Annotated in this window: 19 protein-coding genes; 13 read left to right on the forward strand and 6 right to left on the reverse strand. The window is 70.3% G+C overall.

The features are described from left to right. Nucleotides 1-90: 90 nt before the first annotated feature. The gene (locus OVA26_RS04505; RefSeq protein WP_268103201.1) at nt 91-1,056 is read right to left on the reverse strand and encodes an alpha/beta fold hydrolase; all 966 of its coding nucleotides are present in this window, start codon (nt 1,054-1,056) and stop codon (nt 91-93) included. Between the two features lie 78 nt (nt 1,057-1,134). Here OVA26_RS04505 and OVA26_RS04510 point away from each other — a divergent pair, with 78 nt between their 5' ends. Continuing rightward, nucleotides 1,135-1,374: a DUF3072 domain-containing protein gene (locus tag OVA26_RS04510; protein ID WP_056226090.1), complete on the forward strand. Its 240-nt coding sequence runs from the start codon at nt 1,135-1,137 to the stop codon at nt 1,372-1,374. 27 nt (nt 1,375-1,401) lie between these two features. On the opposite strand, the gene OVA26_RS04515 is transcribed toward OVA26_RS04510, so the two are convergent. Continuing rightward, nucleotides 1,402-1,890 carry a MarR family winged helix-turn-helix transcriptional regulator gene (locus tag OVA26_RS04515; RefSeq protein WP_074696379.1) on the reverse strand — a complete coding sequence of 163 codons (489 nt, stop codon included), beginning with the start codon at nt 1,888-1,890 and terminating at the stop codon, nt 1,402-1,404. 135 nt (nt 1,891-2,025) lie between these two features. On the opposite strand from OVA26_RS04515, the gene OVA26_RS04520 reads away from it, so the two are divergent. Together OVA26_RS04520 and OVA26_RS04525 are read left to right on the forward strand one after the other, a co-directional pair. Beyond that, nucleotides 2,026-2,550, forward strand: coding sequence for a MarR family winged helix-turn-helix transcriptional regulator (locus tag OVA26_RS04520; RefSeq protein WP_268103202.1), 525 nt, complete (start codon nt 2,026-2,028; stop codon nt 2,548-2,550). A gap of 74 nt (nt 2,551-2,624) precedes the next feature. Then, complete coding sequence (locus OVA26_RS04525) at nt 2,625-2,879, forward strand: hypothetical protein (protein ID WP_268103203.1); 255 nt, start codon at nt 2,625-2,627, stop codon at nt 2,877-2,879. 1 nt (nt 2,880) lies between these two features. Here the strand turns inward: OVA26_RS04525 and OVA26_RS04530 are convergent, their stop codons facing one another. After that, nucleotides 2,881-3,192 carry a DUF7882 family protein gene (locus OVA26_RS04530; protein ID WP_268103204.1) on the reverse strand — a complete coding sequence of 104 codons (312 nt, stop codon included), beginning with the start codon at nt 3,190-3,192 and terminating at the stop codon, nt 2,881-2,883. A 112-nt stretch (nt 3,193-3,304) separates the two neighbouring features. On the opposite strand from OVA26_RS04530, the gene OVA26_RS04535 reads away from it, so the two are divergent. Next, the gene (locus OVA26_RS04535; protein ID WP_056226105.1) at nt 3,305-3,622 is read left to right on the forward strand and encodes a DUF7882 family protein; all 318 of its coding nucleotides are present in this window, start codon (nt 3,305-3,307) and stop codon (nt 3,620-3,622) included. Nucleotides 3,623-3,625: 3 nt separating this feature from the next. Here the strand turns inward: OVA26_RS04535 and OVA26_RS04540 are convergent, their stop codons facing one another. Then, the gene (locus OVA26_RS04540; RefSeq protein ID WP_056226107.1) at nt 3,626-3,952 is read right to left on the reverse strand and encodes a DUF7882 family protein; all 327 of its coding nucleotides are present in this window, start codon (nt 3,950-3,952) and stop codon (nt 3,626-3,628) included. A gap of 119 nt (nt 3,953-4,071) precedes the next feature. Here OVA26_RS04540 and OVA26_RS04545 point away from each other — a divergent pair, with 119 nt between their 5' ends. The 7 genes from OVA26_RS04545 (at nt 4,072) to treZ (ending at nt 12,835) form a co-directional block, all read left to right on the forward strand. Beyond that, nucleotides 4,072-4,218 carry a hypothetical protein gene (locus tag OVA26_RS04545; protein ID WP_268103206.1) on the forward strand — a complete coding sequence of 49 codons (147 nt, stop codon included), beginning with the start codon at nt 4,072-4,074 and terminating at the stop codon, nt 4,216-4,218. Nucleotides 4,219-4,261: 43 nt separating this feature from the next. Further along, nucleotides 4,262-4,939, forward strand: a complete 678-nt coding sequence (locus tag OVA26_RS04550) for a GTP pyrophosphokinase (RefSeq protein WP_268103207.1) — start codon at nt 4,262-4,264, stop codon at nt 4,937-4,939. Nucleotides 4,940-4,960: 21 nt separating this feature from the next. Further along, nucleotides 4,961-5,812: a transposase gene (locus OVA26_RS04555; RefSeq protein ID WP_268103208.1), complete on the forward strand. Its 852-nt coding sequence runs from the start codon at nt 4,961-4,963 to the stop codon at nt 5,810-5,812. Beyond that, nucleotides 5,809-6,297, forward strand: coding sequence for a glutaminase (locus OVA26_RS04560; protein WP_268103209.1), 489 nt, complete (start codon nt 5,809-5,811; stop codon nt 6,295-6,297). The genes OVA26_RS04555 and OVA26_RS04560 overlap by 4 nt, the downstream gene beginning before the upstream one ends. A gap of 81 nt (nt 6,298-6,378) precedes the next feature. Next, entirely contained in the window at nt 6,379-8,601 is a 2,223-nt protein-coding gene (glgX, locus tag OVA26_RS04565) for a glycogen debranching protein GlgX (RefSeq protein ID WP_268103210.1), read from the forward strand. 5 nt (nt 8,602-8,606) lie between these two features. Next, nucleotides 8,607-10,994: a malto-oligosyltrehalose synthase gene (treY, locus tag OVA26_RS04570; RefSeq protein WP_268104863.1), complete on the forward strand. Its 2,388-nt coding sequence runs from the start codon at nt 8,607-8,609 to the stop codon at nt 10,992-10,994. A gap of 56 nt (nt 10,995-11,050) precedes the next feature. Next, complete coding sequence (gene treZ / locus OVA26_RS04575; RefSeq protein WP_268104865.1) at nt 11,051-12,835, forward strand: malto-oligosyltrehalose trehalohydrolase; 1,785 nt, start codon at nt 11,051-11,053, stop codon at nt 12,833-12,835. A gap of 54 nt (nt 12,836-12,889) precedes the next feature. Here treZ and OVA26_RS04580 read toward each other — a convergent pair whose 3' ends face one another. Then, nucleotides 12,890-14,008 carry an ROK family transcriptional regulator gene (locus OVA26_RS04580; RefSeq protein ID WP_268103211.1) on the reverse strand — a complete coding sequence of 373 codons (1,119 nt, stop codon included), beginning with the start codon at nt 14,006-14,008 and terminating at the stop codon, nt 12,890-12,892. Nucleotides 14,009-14,067: 59 nt separating this feature from the next. On the opposite strand from OVA26_RS04580, the gene OVA26_RS04585 reads away from it, so the two are divergent. After that, nucleotides 14,068-16,215 carry an alpha-galactosidase gene (locus tag OVA26_RS04585; protein ID WP_268103212.1) on the forward strand — a complete coding sequence of 716 codons (2,148 nt, stop codon included), beginning with the start codon at nt 14,068-14,070 and terminating at the stop codon, nt 16,213-16,215. Between the two features lie 116 nt (nt 16,216-16,331). Then, a complete protein-coding gene (locus tag OVA26_RS04590) occupies nt 16,332-16,520 on the forward strand; it encodes a hypothetical protein (protein ID WP_268103213.1) in 189 nt (62 codons plus the stop codon). Nucleotides 16,521-16,574: 54 nt separating this feature from the next. Here the strand turns inward: OVA26_RS04590 and OVA26_RS04595 are convergent, their stop codons facing one another. Further along, nucleotides 16,575-17,390 (reverse strand): tryptophan-rich sensory protein, encoded by an 816-nt coding sequence (locus tag OVA26_RS04595; RefSeq protein ID WP_268103214.1) that lies wholly within the window; start codon nt 17,388-17,390, stop codon nt 16,575-16,577. Between the last annotated feature and the right edge of the window lie 97 nt (nt 17,391-17,487).

Raw genomic sequence — 17,487 nt, forward strand, 5'->3', positions numbered from 1 at the left:
CACGGGCGAGTCGACACCCTTCCATGCTCCGCGTCGGCTTCGGGGCCGTCGCGGGGGTTGCCCCGGGGGGCTCCCCGGGTTAGCGCCGCCTCAGCGGCTCGGGCGGTAGGCGTCCCACAGCACGCGGGCATGACGCGCTTTCGCCCGCTCGACGCCGTCCTCGTCGTGGCGTGCCGCGCTGATCCACTCCGCCAGGCGACTCAGCATGGCGCCGAGCACCATTCGCAGGTCGGAGTGCGCGGCGGGCGGCACGGCGGCCTCGGCCGCCGGCATCCGTCCTTTCGGGGGAAGCTCGTCGTCGGCGTGCCGGAGGGCGAGACGCGCCACCCCGACGGCGTGGCTGTTCACGACGCAGTGCGCGGCCCCCTCGATCTCCCACCGTCGGGCGCGATGCGCGCGGGCGACGAGGCGGGAATGCAGGCGGCGCGGCGACGGGCGGTCGAACTCGCCGCGGATGAGCAGCAGAGTCGCCCGGCCCTCGCCGATGCGGTCGGAGATGCGGTAGCGCAACATGTGGGGCAGGGCTTCGAAGAAGTAGAGGAAACCGCACAGGAGATACGCCGAGACCGCCAGGAGCGCGATGTGCAGCGACTCCCGCACCGTCGACTGGACGAATCGCACGCCCTGGGTGATCGCAGTGGACTCCGCTTCGTCGACGACGGGGCTCACCAGCACCGCGTGCGAGAGGTCGGGACGCCGCGCCAGAACCTCGGTGACCACCTGCGTCCCCATCGAGTGTCCAATGAGTACCGGATTCTCGAGACCGTAATGGTCGAGCACTCCCTCGACCTGGTCGGCGAAATACGCGGCGGTGGGGGATTCCCCGGATGCCGGGACCCCGCCGAAACCCGGGAGATCGAGGGCGTAGACCTCGCCCTTCTCGGCGAGCAGCGGTGCGAGGAATTCGAAGTAGGTCGACGCGACGCCGATACCGGCTATGAGGACGAATGGGCGCCCGGTCCCCGAGCCCGTCGAGACACGCGTCACCCGGGTCTGTGAGGGCCCCCGGCGGAGCGTGTCGACGTCGACGTCGGCGGGTCGCGAGTCCTCGGGCATCCGACCAGAATGCCCTACCCGGCTGAGCGTCCTGTCAATCCCGGCTCCGGTGTCGTCGGCCCCGCTTAGCCTTCCTGCATGAGCGATACCTCCCGCGAAGAAGAGACCCTGGGTGCCGTCCGCGAGGGCGACAACCCCGCCGAGAAGGACCCGTCCGACTGGGTGACCGGCGACGAGCCCATGACCGCCCCGCAGCGCAGCTACCTCGACACCCTCGCCCGTGAAGCCGGCGAGGAGATCCCCGCCGACCTGACGAAGGCGGAGGCGTCGGAGCAGATCGATCGCCTGCAGAACGAGACCGGTCGCTCCACCGAGTGACCCTCGAGGCGTCCCGTCTCCTGCTCATCAGGACGCGCGGGGCGCCTCTTCGTCTGCCGACATGTCGTCGATGTCCTGCTTCTCACCGCGGGCGATGTCGTCGAGGAAGTCGGCGACGATCCGCCGTTCGGCGGGACCGAGCCGCCCGGCGGCCGCGGCGGCCGACGCGCTGCGCACCGACAGCACGCGGCGGGCGGGGGAGTCGGCGGGAATCGTCTCGCGGACGACGATGGAGCGCCGATCACCCGGGTACGGCTCTCGTTCCACCCACCCCGCGTCGGCGAGGCGGTCGATCAGCGCCGTCGTGGCCGCCGACGAGATGCTCAGCATCGAGGCGAGGATGCGGGGGGTGACAGGCTCGTCGTCGGCGGAGCGCTGGAGGAGGAAGCGCAGCACCTTCGCGTCGTTCGGGCCGATGCCCAGGGAGTGCAGCGCGGCGCGCTCGGAGGCGACACCGGAATCGGTGAGGTCGTTGAGAGCCTTGACGACGTCGTCGGCGGAAGCCGCGTCTTTCATCTCTCCTCCTCGCGTTCCTCGGTGAGCTACTGTCTTTCACGCCAATCAAGTAGATAGCCGTTCTAGTTAGATGCTACCTGTCCTTCCCGTGCACCGGCAGGGGGCTGGACGCGGAGCCTGACATAGGATGCCCTGGTGGAAACAGGGTCCGAGTCGCGCTACTGGTACGGCGCGAGCGAAGAGGATCGCCGCCGTCGAGCGGTCGAAGTCCTCCAAGCCTTCCGCGTGTACCGCGCCGCCGAGGTCGCGATGCGGCGTCGCACGCGCGAGTCGATGTCCATGGGCGAGAACGAGCTGCTGGTGCTGCGCTACCTCATCAAAGCGGCGGGGCAGCAGCGTCAGGTCTCGCCGAGCGAGCTCACCCGTTACCTCGGGGTGTCCACGGCATCCACGACCGCAATCGTGGACCGCCTCGAGAAGACCGGTCACGTCACCCGCGTGCCGCACCCGACCGATCGTCGGAGCATCTACATCGTGGCCACGGCTGCGAGCGACGAAGAAGTGCGCGCGACTCTCGGGTCGATGCACACGCGCATGATGGCGGCGGTCGTCGATATGACCCCCGAAGAGAGCGCTGCGGTGATCGCGTGCCTCGGTCGGCTCCAGGATGCCGTCGACCAGGTCGACCCGCACCCGGTCGACGCCGAAGCCGCGCACTGAGCACGCGCCGAGCTCGCCCGCGCTCTCCGTCGGGACGGCCGAGCACGCAGGTCGGGCGTGAGAGCATGGGGGCCATGGACGAGAGCGCAAGCGACGCGGTTTCCCCCGCTACCGGCGCCGACCTCGTCCATCAGGTGGACGGAATCGAGGTCGCCTCTTTCCGCGCCGTCATCGCCCGGCTGAGGTCCGACTATCCGCTCGAGGATCCGTCGCGGATCGAAGCCGTCGTGCTGCGCGAATGGGAGGCCTTCTCGGCGGGGCGACCCCTGGTCGTGCCCACCGCCGTCGAAGAGGGGGCTCGCGAGATCCTGGGCCTCCCGCGGGACTGATTCAGGAGCCGCGGGGCTCCGGCTCGTCCACCAACAGCAGGCCGCCCGACGAGTTCGCCGAGGTGGCCAGCGCTTCGATCCACGCGCGACTGAGCAGCGCGGGTTCGGGCTCGTCGAAGACGAACCGCAGCGGAATCGAGGGGTGCAGCCACACGGTGCTGCGCCCCACCTCCTGGGCGGGTCCGTGCGTCCACGACAAGGTGAAGCTCTCGCCGCGGCGGAGCTTGGTTGCGATGACGACCTTGACGTGAGCCAGAGCGCGATCTTCGATCTCGATCGGCGCGGCGACGTCGCCGTAGTAGAGCGTTCCCACACGGGTACGTTAGTCGGGCCCCGAGAGGCCCCCCGGCGGGGTTGATTCGCGCGACGCGACGTGGCATCCCGGAAAGCGGCTGACGGTGCGTTCCTCGGATAGGCTCGGTCGCATGGGCAGATTCATCTACGACACCGTTGCCAATGCGGTCGACATCGATGACCGCACGCTTGCGCACTTGCGCATCGTCGTGATGAACAAGCTTCGGCGCTCCGAGTCGTTCATGTTCGACGTCGAGGTCGGCGACGGCAGCGGTCGCCGCAGCTTCTGGATGCACCCCTCGGTGCCGATCCAGTTCCACTTCTACGGCAGCCGCCAGCCCCGCATCAACCGCGTCTGGGTCGAAGACCTGATGCTCGCGGCCTCGGGCCCCAACGGCCTGGCGATCACGCCCGAGCCCAGCGAAGACGCCCTCGTCGAAGAGGGCTGAGCGCTAGCTCTTCTCCGTCTGCTCCGCCGGGGTGATGTCCTCGGGCACGAGCATGATGCCGCCCGAGGAGTTCGCCGAATCGGCCAGCCGCTCGATCCACTCGCGGCTCAGCGTCGTCGGCTCGCTGTCGTCGAAGACGAAGCGCAGCGGGATGGCGGGGTGCAGCCAGAGCGTGCTGCGACCGCGTTCCTCGTCGTCGCGGTGCCGCCACGACAGCGTGAAGCTCTCGCCGCGGCGCAGCTTGGTCGAGATGACGACTTTCAGGTGAGCCAGGGCGCGGTCTTCGATGTGCACCGTCGTGCCGCTGCCGCCGTAGTGAATGGTCCCCATGCGGCCCACGATACGCCAGGGGGCGTCGCAGGTACGCGGCGGGATGCCAGGTGTCAAGACGGCCGGGCGTGGCGGCGGCTCCTGGCACAGTAGGGGGTGTTGCACGGAAGGAGGGCGCCGTGACAAATCCCCCTATGCCTCGGAACCCCGAATCGGGGAACGACCCGGACGATCTACCCGAGGTGTTCCACGGCTTGATCGGCATCGACGTCGTCGACGGCGAGTTGCTGCCGCGTGCCGGCGGCATCGAACCCCGCCGGAGCTGACGCTCCCAGCGACCTCGTAGTCGTGTTCGCTAGCGTCGACCGCATGTCGGACCCGCTGGACGAACAGCAGATCACCGTCTCGAGTGCGGACCTGCGGGCGATGCGCGACGAGTTCCAGCGGTTCCTGATGGAGTACCGCTTCGGGCTCGCCGAGGTCGAGACGAAGATCTCGATCCTGCGCGAAGAGTTCCAGGAGATGCACGCGTACAACCCCATCGAGCACGTCTCGAGTCGCGTGAAGTCGCCGGACAGTCTGGTCGACAAGGTGCGGCGCAAGGGCATCGAGACCGACTTCGACTCCATTCGCGCGTCGATCACCGACATCGCCGGCATCCGCGTGACCTGCAGCTTCATCGACGACGCGTATCGGCTCTCGAAGCTGCTCACGCGGCAGGACGACATCACCGTCCGCGACGTCAAGGACTACATCGCGAACCCCAAGCCCAACGGGTACAAGAGTTTGCACGTGATCGTGGAGGTGCCCGTCTTCCTCTCGACCGGCCGCGTGGACGTTCCCGTCGAGGTGCAGTTCCGGACGATCGCCATGGACTTCTGGGCGAGTCTCGAGCACAAGATCTATTACAAGTACGACCGGCTGGTTCCCGACGACCTTCTCGCCGAGCTGAAGAACGCCGCCGATACCGCGGCCGAGCTCGACACGAGGATGGAGCGCCTGCACCGCGAGATCCGCGGCGCGCACCCCGGGGTGGTCTCGCTCTGACGAGGGCGACACAATGGACCGATGAGCGACGACGACGCCCGCCTCGACGAGGTCGCCGCCGAACTTCTCGCTCTTCCGCCCGCGAGGTTCACTGCCGCCCGCAATGACCGCGCCGCCGAGGGCGGGGTGCTGGGGCGGAGGATCGCCAAGCTGCGCAAGCCCACGGTCGCCGCGTGGGCGGTCAACCTGCTCGTACGCGACGGTCAGCTCGGCGAGGCCGTGGAGCTGTCCCGCGCTCTGCACGAAGCTCAGGACGACCTGGATGCCGCGGAGCTCGGGCGACTGGGGCGGCAGCGTCGACAGCTGGTCGCCGCCCTCGCCCGCCGCGCGGGCGAGCTCGCCGCCGAGGCCGGGACCCCCCTGAGCGCGGCGATGTCGGATGCCGTCGAGAAGACCGTGAACGCTGCGGTGGTCGACGAGACGGTCGCGGCGGCCGTGCTGACCGGGCGCTTGACCTCGGCGGTCGACCTCGCGGAGATGGGCGACGGAACGCTCGCGGAGGCGGTGGCCGGCTCCGTTCCCGCGGCCGTCCCGCAGGCTGCCGCCCCGCGCGACGACCTCGCCGCGCGTCGCGCGCGGAAGGCCGCGGAACGAGCCGTCCGTGAGGCGGAGCGGGCCAGAGTCGATGCCGAGCGCGAGAGCGCCGCCGCCGGGCGGCGTGCGGAAACGGCGGCGGAACGGGCCGCCCGCGCTCGAGAGCGCGTGGACGGCCTGCGAGCCGATCTCGCGCGCGCCGAGAAAGAGGCGGCCGCGGCCGACGAGGTGCTGGCGCAGCGCCAGGATGAGCAGACCCGTGCTCGCGAGTCCGTGCGTGCGGCGTCGGAAGCCGTCGAGCGCGCCGAAGCCGCTCGTGACGAAGGAACGGATCGATGAGCACCTCACGCTTGTCCGCGGTACTCGACGAGGCGCGCGCGCGTCTGTCCGGGGCGTCGCGAGAACGTCTCGGCGAGCTGCAGGAGGGGCGCCGGCTGCTCGGCATCCCTCGTTCGGCCCGTATCGCGCCGCGCGGCACGGCCTGGCATCTCGGTGTCCTGCTGCTGACCGACGACGCTCTGCTGGCGACCGGCGACATCGTGCGCTCGCGTGCGGAGGTGCGTCGCGGATTCGCCGCCGAATCGCAACGCCGTCGCGCCGAACTCGCCGCCGCGGCCGCACGGGGCGGAGTCCCCGAGGGTGAGACGATCCACATCGGGTGGCGCACCATCGATCCGGACGCGGTGGGGGAGTCGTCCACCCCCGTGGCGATCCGCGGAGGCGAGCCCCTCGTGCGGTGGAGCGCCGCCGGGGGGTTCATGTCCCTCGACCGGTATCTCGCGGAACGCATCGAGCTGCTGCGGCATCCGCCCGAACGCGCATAGAGGCCTGCGCGCATAGTCGGGGGTGGGGTGGGTGTCAACTGCCGTGACCACGGAGGTTCGCGGAAACGACGCTGGTCTATCGTGAGCGACGTGCAGCAGGTATGGCCAGGATCCAGTTATCCCCTCGGGGCCACTTACGACGGTAACGGGACGAACTTCGCCCTGTTCAGTGAAGGAGCGGAGAAGGTAGAGCTCTGCCTCTTCGAGGAAGACGGAACGGAGACGTGCTTCGAGCTGATCGACGTCGACGCGTTCGTCTGGCACGCCTACCTCCCCAACATCCAGCCGGGGCAGCGCTACGGCTACCGCGTGCACGGGGAGTACGACCCCGCGAACGGCAAGCGCTTCAACCCCGCGAAGCTGCTCCTCGACCCGTACGCGAAGGCCGTCGAGGGCCAGGTCGACTGGGGGCAGTCGGTCTTCAGCTACGAGTTCGGCGACCCCGACTCGTTCAACGACGAGGACTCCGCCGCCCACATGATGAAGGGCGTCGTCATCAACCCGTTCTTCGACTGGTCGGGCGACCGCCAGCCGAAGATCCCCTACGCCGAGTCGTTCATCTACGAGGCCCACGTGCGCGGCCTCACCCAGCTGCACCCCGACGTGCCCGAGGAGCTGCGCGGCACCTACGCCGGCATCGCCCACCCCGCCGTCATCGAGCACCTCAAGAAGCTCGGCATCACCGCGATCGAGCTCATGCCGGTGCACCAGTTCGTCAACGACTCCACCCTCGAAGAGAAGGGGCTGTCGAACTACTGGGGCTACAACACCATCGCGTTCCTCGCCCCGCAGAACACCTACTCCTCGACCGGCGACCACGGTCAGCAGGTGCAGGAGTTCAAGGCCATGGTCAAGGCTCTGCACGCCGCCGGCATCGAGGTCATCCTCGACGTGGTCTACAACCACACCGCCGAGGGCAACCACATGGGCCCGACCCTGTCGATGCGCGGCATCGACAACGAGGCGTATTACCGCCTCGAAGACGACGACAAGCGGTACTACACCGACTACACCGGCACCGGTAACAGCATGAACGTGGGCAATCCCCACACGCTGCAGCTGATCATGGACTCGCTGCGCTACTGGGTGCTCGAGATGCACGTCGACGGCTTCCGCTTCGACCTCGCCTCGACCCTCGCGCGTGAGTTCTATGAGGTCGACCGCCTCGCGGCCTTCTTCGAGCTCGTGCAGCAGGACCCGATCGTCTCGCAGGTCAAGCTCATCGCCGAGCCGTGGGACGTGGGCCCCGGCGGCTACCAGGTCGGCAACTTCCCGCCCCAGTGGACCGAGTGGAACGGCAAGTACCGCGACACCGTCCGCGACTTCTGGCGCGGCGAGCCGCAGGCCCTGGGCGAGTTCGCCTCGCGCCTCACCGGCTCCGCCGACCTGTACGAGCACTCCGGTCGCTTCCCCGTGGCATCCATCAACTTCGTCACCGCCCACGACGGCTTCACGCTGCGCGACCTCGTGTCGTACAACGAGAAGCACAACGAGGCCAACGGCGAAGACAACAACGACGGCGAATCGCACAACCGCTCGAGCAACATGGGCGTCGAAGGTCCCACCGACGACCCCGAGGTGCTCAAGCGCCGTGCGCAGCAGCAGCGCAACTTCATCGCGACGCTGCTGCTCAGCCAGGGTGTGCCGATGCTGCTGCACGGCGACGAGCTCGGTCGCACGCAGGGCGGCAACAACAACGGCTACGCCCAGGACAACGAGATCACCTGGGTGGACTGGTCGAACATCGACACCCCGCTCATCGAGTTCACCGCGGCCCTCGCGCGTCTGCGCAAGCAGCACCCCACCTTCCGTCGCAGCCGGTTCTTCGACGGTCGCCCCGTGAAGATGGAGGAGGGTGCGCCCATCCCCGACGTGGTGTGGCTGCGTCCCGACGGCTCGCTCATGCAGCCCGAGGACTGGGATAACGGCTTCGGCCTGGCGGTGGGGATCTTCCTCAACGGCCAGGGCATCCGCGAGCGCGACCGCCGCGGCGAGTCGATCAGCGACGACCACTTCCTCGTGCTGTTCAACGCGGGCGACGACAAGGTCGACTTCCAGCTGCCCGACTTCGAGTACGCCCCCAAGTGGGACGCCTACGTCGACACCGCGGGGGAGCGCGCCAACACCGAGCCGCTCAACCCCGGCGAGACGCTGCCGCTCGAGCCGAAGTCGCTGATCGTCCTGCGCGAGCACCACCTGCCCGAGCCCGAGATCGACCACTCGGTCGCGGCCTCGCTCACGGCGCAGATCCAGACCATCGGCACCGACGACCTGCCCGGCCAGGCGCCTAAGCCGGAGCTGTGACCGAGATGCGGCATCCGCTTTCGACCTACCGCCTGCAGATCCGCGAATCGTTCACCCTCGACGATGCCGCCGAGGTCACGGACTATCTCCGTGACCTCGGGGTCTCGTGGGCGTACCTCTCGCCGATCCTCGAGGCCACCCCGGGCTCCGACCACGGCTACGACGTCGTCGACGTCACCCGCGTCGACCCTGCCCGCGGCGGTGCCGAGGGTCTCTCGCGCTTCGTCGAGGCGGCGCGCGCGAAGGATCTCGGCATCCTGATCGACATCGTGCCCAACCACATGGGCGTCTCCGAGCCGCGCGCGAACGCGTGGTGGTGGGACGTTCTGCGCCAGGGGCGCGCCTCGGCGCACGCCCACGCGTTCGACATCGACTGGGAGTTCGGCGGCGGTAAGGTGCGCGTCCCCGTGCTCGGCGATCACCTCGACGCGGTGATCGACGAGATCTCGTACGACCCGACGCCGGCCGACGACGCCCCCGACGGGCTGATCCGCTACTACGACCACGAGTTTCCGGTCGCCCCGGGAACGGGGTCGTCGCACATCGGCATCCGGGCTCTGCTCGATGCGCAGAATTTCGAGCTGCGCTTCTGGCAGGACGAAGCGGCCGACCTCAACTACCGTCGCTTCTTCGCCGTGACGACGCTCGCGGGCGTGCGCGTCGAGCTGCCCGAGGTGTTCGAGGCGACCCACGCCGAGATCCTGCGTTGGGTGCGCGAGGGGCTCGCGGACGGCCTGCGCGTGGATCACCCCGACGGGCTCGTCGACCCCGGCGGGTACCTCGACCGTCTCTCGGCCGCCCTGAGGGACGCGAGTGACGACGAGGTCGGCTACGTGCTCGGCGAGAAGATCCTCGAACACGGCGAAGCCCTGCCCTCGTGGTGGAAGACCGCCGGCACGACCGGGTACGACGCGCTCGCCGAGATCGACCGCGTGCTCACCGATCCCGCGGGCGAGGTGCCGCTCGACGCCCTGGATGCGCGACTGCGCACCGAGAGCGACCTGCCCGCCCTGACCGGCTGGCACGACCTCATCCACGACACCAAGCGCAAGATCGCCGATTCCATCCAGGTGTCGGAGATCCGTCGCATCGTGCGCGGCCTTCCCGAGGCGTTGCGCACGGAGTTCGAGGCCGAGGTGCTGCAGGACGCCCTCGCCGAGATCCTCGCGTGCTTCCCCGTCTACCGGTCGTACCTCCCCGCGGGTCGCGCGCACCTCGACGCCGCCGCGGGCGAGGCCGAGATCCGCCGCCCCGAGCTCGACGACGTGATCGAGAAGCTCGTGCCGGCGCTCGCCGACACCGACCTCGAGATCGCGTGGCGCTTCCAGCAGACGACCGGACCGGTGATGGCGAAGGGCGTCGAAGACACGGCGTTCTACCGCTACACGCGCCTCGGTTCGCTCACCGAGGTGGGCGGCGATCCGGGTCAGTTCGCGCTCCACGTGCACGGCTTCCACACCGCGCAGGCGCTGCGCCACGCGTCGTGGCCGACCGCGATGACGACCCTCTCGACGCACGACACCAAGCGCGGCGAGGACACGCGTGCGCGCATCGCCGTGCTCGCCGAGATCCCCGAGAAGTGGGCCGCGCGGCTCGAGGAGTTCCGCGGCATCGCCTCGACCGGGCACGGTCCCTTCGACGCCCTGCTGTGGCAGGCCATCGTCGGGGCGTGGCCGGCATCGGCATCCACCCCCGAAGGTCTCAAGGACTACCGCGAACGCCTGCACGCCTACGCCGAGAAGGCCGCGCGCGAGGCGTCGGAGGTCACCGGCTGGTGGGAGCAGGACGAGGCCTTCGAAGAGCGCATGCACGCGCTGGTCGATGCGGCCACCGGTCCCGCCGCCGAGCGCGTGCGCGCGTTCGTCGACGAGATCTCGGCCGACGGCTGGTCGAACGGCCTCTCGGCCAAGCTGCTGCAGATCATGGGCCCGGGCGTCCCCGACGTCTACCAGGGCTCGGAGCTGTGGGAGCAGTCGCTGGTCGACCCCGACAACCGTCGCCCGGTCGACTTCGCCGAGCGTCGACGTCTGCTCGCCTCGATCGACGGGACGGATGCCGTGCGCCCGCCCATCGACGGGACCGGGGCCGCGAAGCTGCTCGTGACCTCTCGCGCGCTCCGGGTGCGGAACGACGTGCCGCTCGACGTCTACCGTCCGCTCGAGGCCGCCGGCGTGGCATCCGATCACGTCGTCGCGTTCGATCGCGGTGGGGTGTTCGCGGTCGCGACGCGTCTGCCCCACGGGCTGCGTACCGCGGGCGGCTGGCGCGACACGGTGCTGCTGCTGCCCGACAAGCTGGTCATCGACGTGCTCACGGGCAAGCAGTACCAGGGCGGTCCGACCCGCCTCGCCGACCTGCTCGCGACCTACCCGGTCGCCCTGCTGATCTCCTGACCCGTCCCTCGCGTGAGTCGCCAGGATTTGTCGCCTCACGCGCCTCCGAAGCGACAATTCTTGGCACCTCACGCGAAGGAAGAACCCACATGAGCATCGACGTCTGGGCACCCAAGGCCGACCGAGTGCGACTGCGCCGACTCGACGACAGCGGCGACACCGTCGTCGAAGACGTGGAGATGTCGGCGGATGCCGGCGGGTGGTGGACCGCTCCGGTCGATCTCTCCGACGGGGATCGCTACGGCTTCGTGCTCGGCGACGGAGACGACCTTCGTCCCGACCCGCGGTCGCGGCGCCAGCCCGGCGGCGTGCACGAGGCGTCGGCGTGGTTCGACCCCTCGGTCTACGCGTGGAACGACGCCGCCTGGACGGGCAAGCAGCTCGCGGGCGGGCTGATCTACGAGCTGCACCTCGGCACCTTCACCCCCGAAGGGACGCTGGATGCCGCGATCGGCCGCCTCGACCACCTCGTCGACCTGGGCGTGACCCACGTCGAGCTGCTCCCGGTGAACGGCTTCAACGGCACCTGGAACTGGGGCTACGACGGGGTGCTCTGGTACACCGTGCACGAGGCCTACGGCGGGCCCGAGGCCTACCAGCGCTTCGTCGACGCGGCGCACGCCGCGGGTCTGGCCGTGATCCAGGACGTCGTCTACAACCACCTCGGCCCCTCGGGCAACTACCTGCCCCTCTTCGGCGAGTACCTCCGCGAGGGCAGCCGCAACACCTGGGGCGACTCGGTCAACCTTGACGAAGACGCGGTGCGCGCCTACATCGTCGAGAACGCGCTGATGTGGATGAGCGACTACCACGTCGACGGTCTGCGCCTCGATGCGGTGCACGCGCTGCTCGACCACCGCGACCCGCACGTGCTGCAGGAGATCGCCGAGCGCACCGACGCCCTGTCGGCGCACCGCGGCGTGCCGCTCACGACCATCGCCGAGAGCGACATGAACGACCCGAAGCTGATCCTCCCGCGTGAGGCCGGCGGCTACGGACTCACCGCGCAGTGGTCGGATGACTGGCACCACACCGCCCACGTCGCCCTGACCGGAGAGACGATCGGGTACTACGAGGACTTCGCCGACCTCGACGCGTTCCGCAAGGTCAGCGAGGGCGGCTTTTTCCACGACGGCACCTACTCGAGCTTCCGCGAGGAGAAGCACGGCAAACCGATCCCGGAGGACGTGCCGAACTGGCGTCTGGTGACCTTCGCGCAGGACCACGACCAGATCGGCAACCGCGCCGCCGGCGACCGCCTCTCGCAGACGCTCGGTTACGACCGTCTCGCCGCGGCCGCCGTGCTCACGCTGACGGCCCCCGGCACGCCGATGCTGTTCATGGGCGAGGAGTGGGGCGCCACCACGCCGTGGCAGTTCTTCACCTCGCACCCCGAGCCCGAGCTCGGCAAGGCCACCGCCGAGGGGCGCATCGCCGAGTTCGAGAAGATGGGCTGGGACGAGTCGACCGTGCCCGACCCGCAGGACCCCTCGACCTTCGAGAACTCGAAGCTCGACTGGGACGAGGTCGGAGAGGGCGACCACGCGCAGCTGCTGGGCCTCTACCGCGAGCTCGCGAAGATCCGTCGCGAGCGCCCCGAGCTCACCGACCCCTCGCGCGAGGGTCTGTCTGCGGTAGCCCGTGAGGCCGAGGGCGGGCGCGTGTACGAGCTACGTCGCGGCGACCTCGTCGTCGTCGTGAACCTGTCGGATGCCGAGGCGTCCGCCTCCGCGGCATCCGGTGCTCGTGTGCTGCTGGCCACCGCCGAGGGCGTCGTGCTCGACGGCACCACGCTGACGGTGCCCGCCGGCGCGAGCGCGATCGTGGCGCCGGCTCTCTGACCCCCGTTCGACGGCCCCGTCCCTTCGAGGGGCGGGGCCGTCGGCGTGAGCGGGTCAGTCGGTGAGCGAGATGCGGCCCATCGCGGCCTGGATCGCCACCGCCGCGGCTCCTCGCGCCCAGGCGGAGAATCCCGAGCGGTCCACGTGGATCGAGACGGCGGATGCCGAGCCCTCGCGGCCGCGCGCGAGAGACGCCTCGACCCGGTCGCGCACCAGATCGAACGCCTCGACGCCCTCGCCCGCGAGGACGATGTCGGACTGCAGCGACAGGTTGGCGGCGAGGGCGCACAGGGTTCCGAGGGCGTCGCCCGCGGCATCCATGACGGTGCGTGCGGCGGGGTCGTCGGCGCGGGCGAGCGAGAGGGAGTCGTCGTACGAGACGGAACGGCGGAGTGCCTGGGACACCTGCGAACTGATCGCGGTGGTCGTCAGCAGGGCGGCGGCGCAGCCACGGTGCCCCTCGGGGCAGGGGGGTCCGTCCGCGACGAGCGGGAGGTGGCCGACGGTGCCGACCCCGGCATCGGGCGTGCGCACGGTGCGCCCGTCGATGACGAGGCCGAAGCCCACCCCCGCGCCGACGGTCACGATCGCGAAGCCCGGCAGGGCGCGGCCCACCCCGAACCAGCGCTCGGCCTCGGCGAGGGCGACCACGTCGTTCTCGAGGGCGACCGGCACGTCGAGGCGCGCCGCGAGCGCGTCGGCGAAGGCGACGTCGCGCCAGCCGAGGAAGGGGGCGTCGACGGCGATCCCGTCGCGCACGGCACCGCCCAGGCTCACGCCGACCCCGCGGACATCGCGTAGCCCCAGGGCGCCGACCACGGCGACGATGTCGTCGATCACGTGCTCGGGCGTCGAGCCCGTGAGGCGACGGTCCGCGCGCTCGCACACCTCGGCACGGATGTCGGTGGCGGCGAGGTAGAGGTGGTCGCCCGTGAGTTTGACGCCGACGAACGTGCCCGCGGTGGGCGAGATGTCGAGGGGTCGCGAGGGGCGACCGACCGAGCCGTCCACCTCGTCGTCGAGTTCGATCAGGATGCCGGCGTCCACCAGGGGGCGGGTCAAGCGGGTGAGGCTCGGCGGCGACAGGTGCAGGCGCGCGGCGAGGGCGCGGCGCGAGACGGGGCCGTGGATCAGTACGGCACGGGCGACGGCGGCCTCGCTCTCGGTGAGCATCTCGCCCCTCCCGCTCTCCCGCGGCAGGCGGGCATTTGTTCCGTGGTAGAAATAATGCCATGTCGCACACCGTCGTCGCCCTCGAGACCGCTTCGGCGGCGCACCTCCGCGCCGGAGGCACCAGCGTCGTCGTCGACCTCACCGCGCAGCCCGCGCCCGCCATCATCCACTGGGGGCCCGACCTCGGCGCCCTCGATGACGAGACGCTTTCGTCGATGGCCGTTGCGGCGCGTCCGCAACGCGTCTCGGGGGGCATCGACCAGACGCCCCGACTCACGATCGTGCCGACGGCCGCGGCCGGCTGGCCCGGCGCGCCCGGGTACGAAGGAGGGCGCGGCGGGGTCGTGCAGGGAACGGTGTTCTCGCTGGCATCCATCCACTCCGCCGTCGATGCCCTGACGCTGCACCTCGTCGACGAGCAGCGCGGTCTGCGTCTGCGCGCGGAGCTGCGAGTGGATGCCGCGGGCCTGTTCTCGCAGAAGCTCACCGTGGTCAACGACGGGGCCGACGATCTCGTCGTCTCGACGCTGCAGCCGAGCTTTCCGCTGCCGTGGGAGGCCACCGAGATCCTCGACACCACCGGACGCCACCTGCGCGAGCGCTCGTCGCAGCGCCACGCCTTCACCTTCGGCACGCACCTGCGCGAGAGCCGACGCGGTCGACCCGGCGCGGACGCGACGCTGCTGCTCGCCGCCGGGCGCCCGGGCTTCGGGTTCGAGGCGGGGTTGGTGCACGGCATCCACGTCGCCTGGAGTGGCAATCAGCGCGTGTCCGCCGAGCGGCTTCCGCTCGGTGAGGCGCTGCTCGCGGGCGGCGAGATGGCCGCGTGGGGTGAGATCGTGCTCGCACCGGGCGCCGAGGTCTCGTCGCCGCTCGTCTACGGGTCGTGGGGCGACGGCCTCGACCAGCTCGCCGCGCGCTTCCACGACACGTGGCGCGCCCGGCCGCAGCACCCCGAGCGCCCGCGTCCGATCACGCTCAACACGTGGGAGGCGGTGTACTTCGACCACCGCCTGCCGAAACTGCTGCAGCTGGCAGATGTGGCGGCCGAGGTCGGCGTGGAGCGGTTCGTGCTCGACGACGGCTGGTTCCGCGGCCGTCGCGACGACACCGCGGGTCTCGGCGACTGGTTCGTCGACGAGGGCGTCTGGCCCGAGGGGCTGAGCCCGCTCGCCGACCACGTCACGGGCCTGGGCATGGAATTCGGGCTGTGGTTCGAGCCCGAGATGCTCAATCCCGACAGCGACGTCGCCCGCGCGCACCCCGAGTGGATCCTGCGCGGACGCGACGAGCTCCCGCCGTCGGCACGCCAGCAGCAGGTGCTGAACCTCGCCCACCCTGGCGCCTACGCCTACATCCTCGAGCGGATGACCGAGGTGCTGCGGGCCTCCCCGATCGCGTACGTGAAGTGGGACCACAACCGGGATCTCGTGGATGCCGCGACCGGCCCCGGCGGCGGCTCGGCCGTGCACGCCCACACCCTCGCCGTGTACCGGCTCATCGACGAGCTCAAGGCGACCTTCCCGGGTCTGGAGATCGAGAGCTGCGCATCGGGTGGGGCGCGTGTCGACCTCGGCATCCTGGACCGCACCGACCGGATCTGGACGAGTGACTGCCTCGATCCGGTCGAGCGGCTCGAGACGCAGCGCTACACGGCGCTGGTCGTGCCGCCCGAGATGATGGGCATGCACCTGACAACCCCGCACGTGCACTCGACCGGCCGCACGGTCTCGCTCGCTTTCAGCGGAGCCGTCGCGCTGTTCGGGCACTTCGGCATCGAGTGGGACCTCACCACGCTCGACGAGCGCGACCGCGCCGTCGTGGGGGAGTGGGTCGCCCTCGCGCGGAGGGTGCGCCCGCTCGTGGCGACGGGGCGTCTGGTGAACGTCGACGTCGCCGACCCCGGGCTCGACGTGCGCGGGGTGGTCGCAGCCGATCGCGATCACGCCTTCTTCACGATCGCGCAGACGCAGACCCTCATCGCCTCTCCCGCGGGGCGCGTGCGCCTGCCGGGTCTCGACCCCGACCGGTCGTATCGCGTACGGCTCGTGACGCCGGGCGGCCTGGTGCAGGAGCCCGCGCAGTCGCCCCTGCCCTGGGCCCACCACGACACCGTTCTCACCGGCCGCCAGCTGGCCGTGGCCGGCATCCGCCCGCCCGTGCAGAATCCGCAGCAGGCGGTGGTGGTGGAGCTGACGGCCGGCTGAGCCCCGTCGCCGGCGGTGGTGAGGAGCCCACCGGTGCCGACCGTGGACGGCCCACGGGGTTGACCTCTCCGGCCCGCGGTGGAAGCGTGGGCCGTCACCTCACGAAGGAGCGGAACATGGATGCCGGACTCGTCGCAGCCCTGTCGACAAGTGGTCTCGTGGTGATCGCCGTGACCGTGGTGATCCTCGCCGCGGTCAACCGATCGGGGGGAGCGCGAGGCGCGTCACGCCATCGTCCCGACAGTGAGCTCGGCCGAGCCCGTGAGGAGATCCAGCGTCAGATCGACCTCGGTCGAGGCATCTGAGGGCTGCGATCGCGCGCAGAACCGTCGACGGCGACGCCGCCGGGCGGATCCGGGTCAGTCGACGCTCGGCCGGATCAGACGCAGCACGCTGACGATCGCCGGCGGCAGCAGCACGACCGCGGCCACGACGATCGCGGTCGCACCGATCGGGCCGCTCTGCGGCTCGCCGGTGAAGCGTTCCACGGCGAGCCAGCTCAGTCCCCACGCGAGGGCGATGGCGGGCGTCACGCGCCACGAGCTGCGCCACGCGATCGCCAGCCCGATGAGGGCCACCACGATCAGGACCGCGATGCCGATGGCATCCGCTGCGCTCTCCCACTCGGCGGGCACGATGGTCGTCAACCACGCGGCGGTGTTGGCGACGGTCGCCAGGGTGACCCAGCCGAGGTGCAGGCCCGTGACGCCGTCGATGACCACGGAGTCGACGACACCGCCGCGCGGCTCGCGCGTGGCGACGGCGACTCGGAAGGTCCAGCCGAGAGCGGCCAGCAGGAGCACGATCACGACGACGGTGAGGAGGAGCGTGCCGAAGCGCGCCGCCACGAGCCACAGTCCGTTCAGGGTCATCGTCAGGGCGATCAGCCAACCGAGGGCGCGCTGTCGCGGGTTCGTACGCTGGCGGGGAAGTGCCTGCCAGATCGAGTAGACGATCAGGCCGAGGTAGATGACCGACCAGATCGAGAACGCGGGGCCAGCGGGCGCGAGGTACGAACCGTCGGTATTGAGCGCGCCGCCCTGCTGGTCCTGCACGGCGGTGTTGCCGAAGGCGCCCGCGCCGATCACGGCCGCGATCAGCATAAACGACACCGCGGAGAGGACGACGATCTGACGAGCGAGGTCCGAGCCCCGCCACTGAGCTGTTGCGTTCATACCTAGAACACTAGAAAAGCTAGGTAAATGTGGCTCTCGGGGTTGACATCGGCCCGGACGGCGCCGCCGCCCCTCGATCCCCCTCGTTTCGAGCCCC

This window comes from Microbacterium sp. SL62, assembly GCF_026672635.1.
GTDB lineage: Bacteria > Actinomycetota > Actinomycetes > Actinomycetales > Microbacteriaceae > Microbacterium > Microbacterium testaceum_A.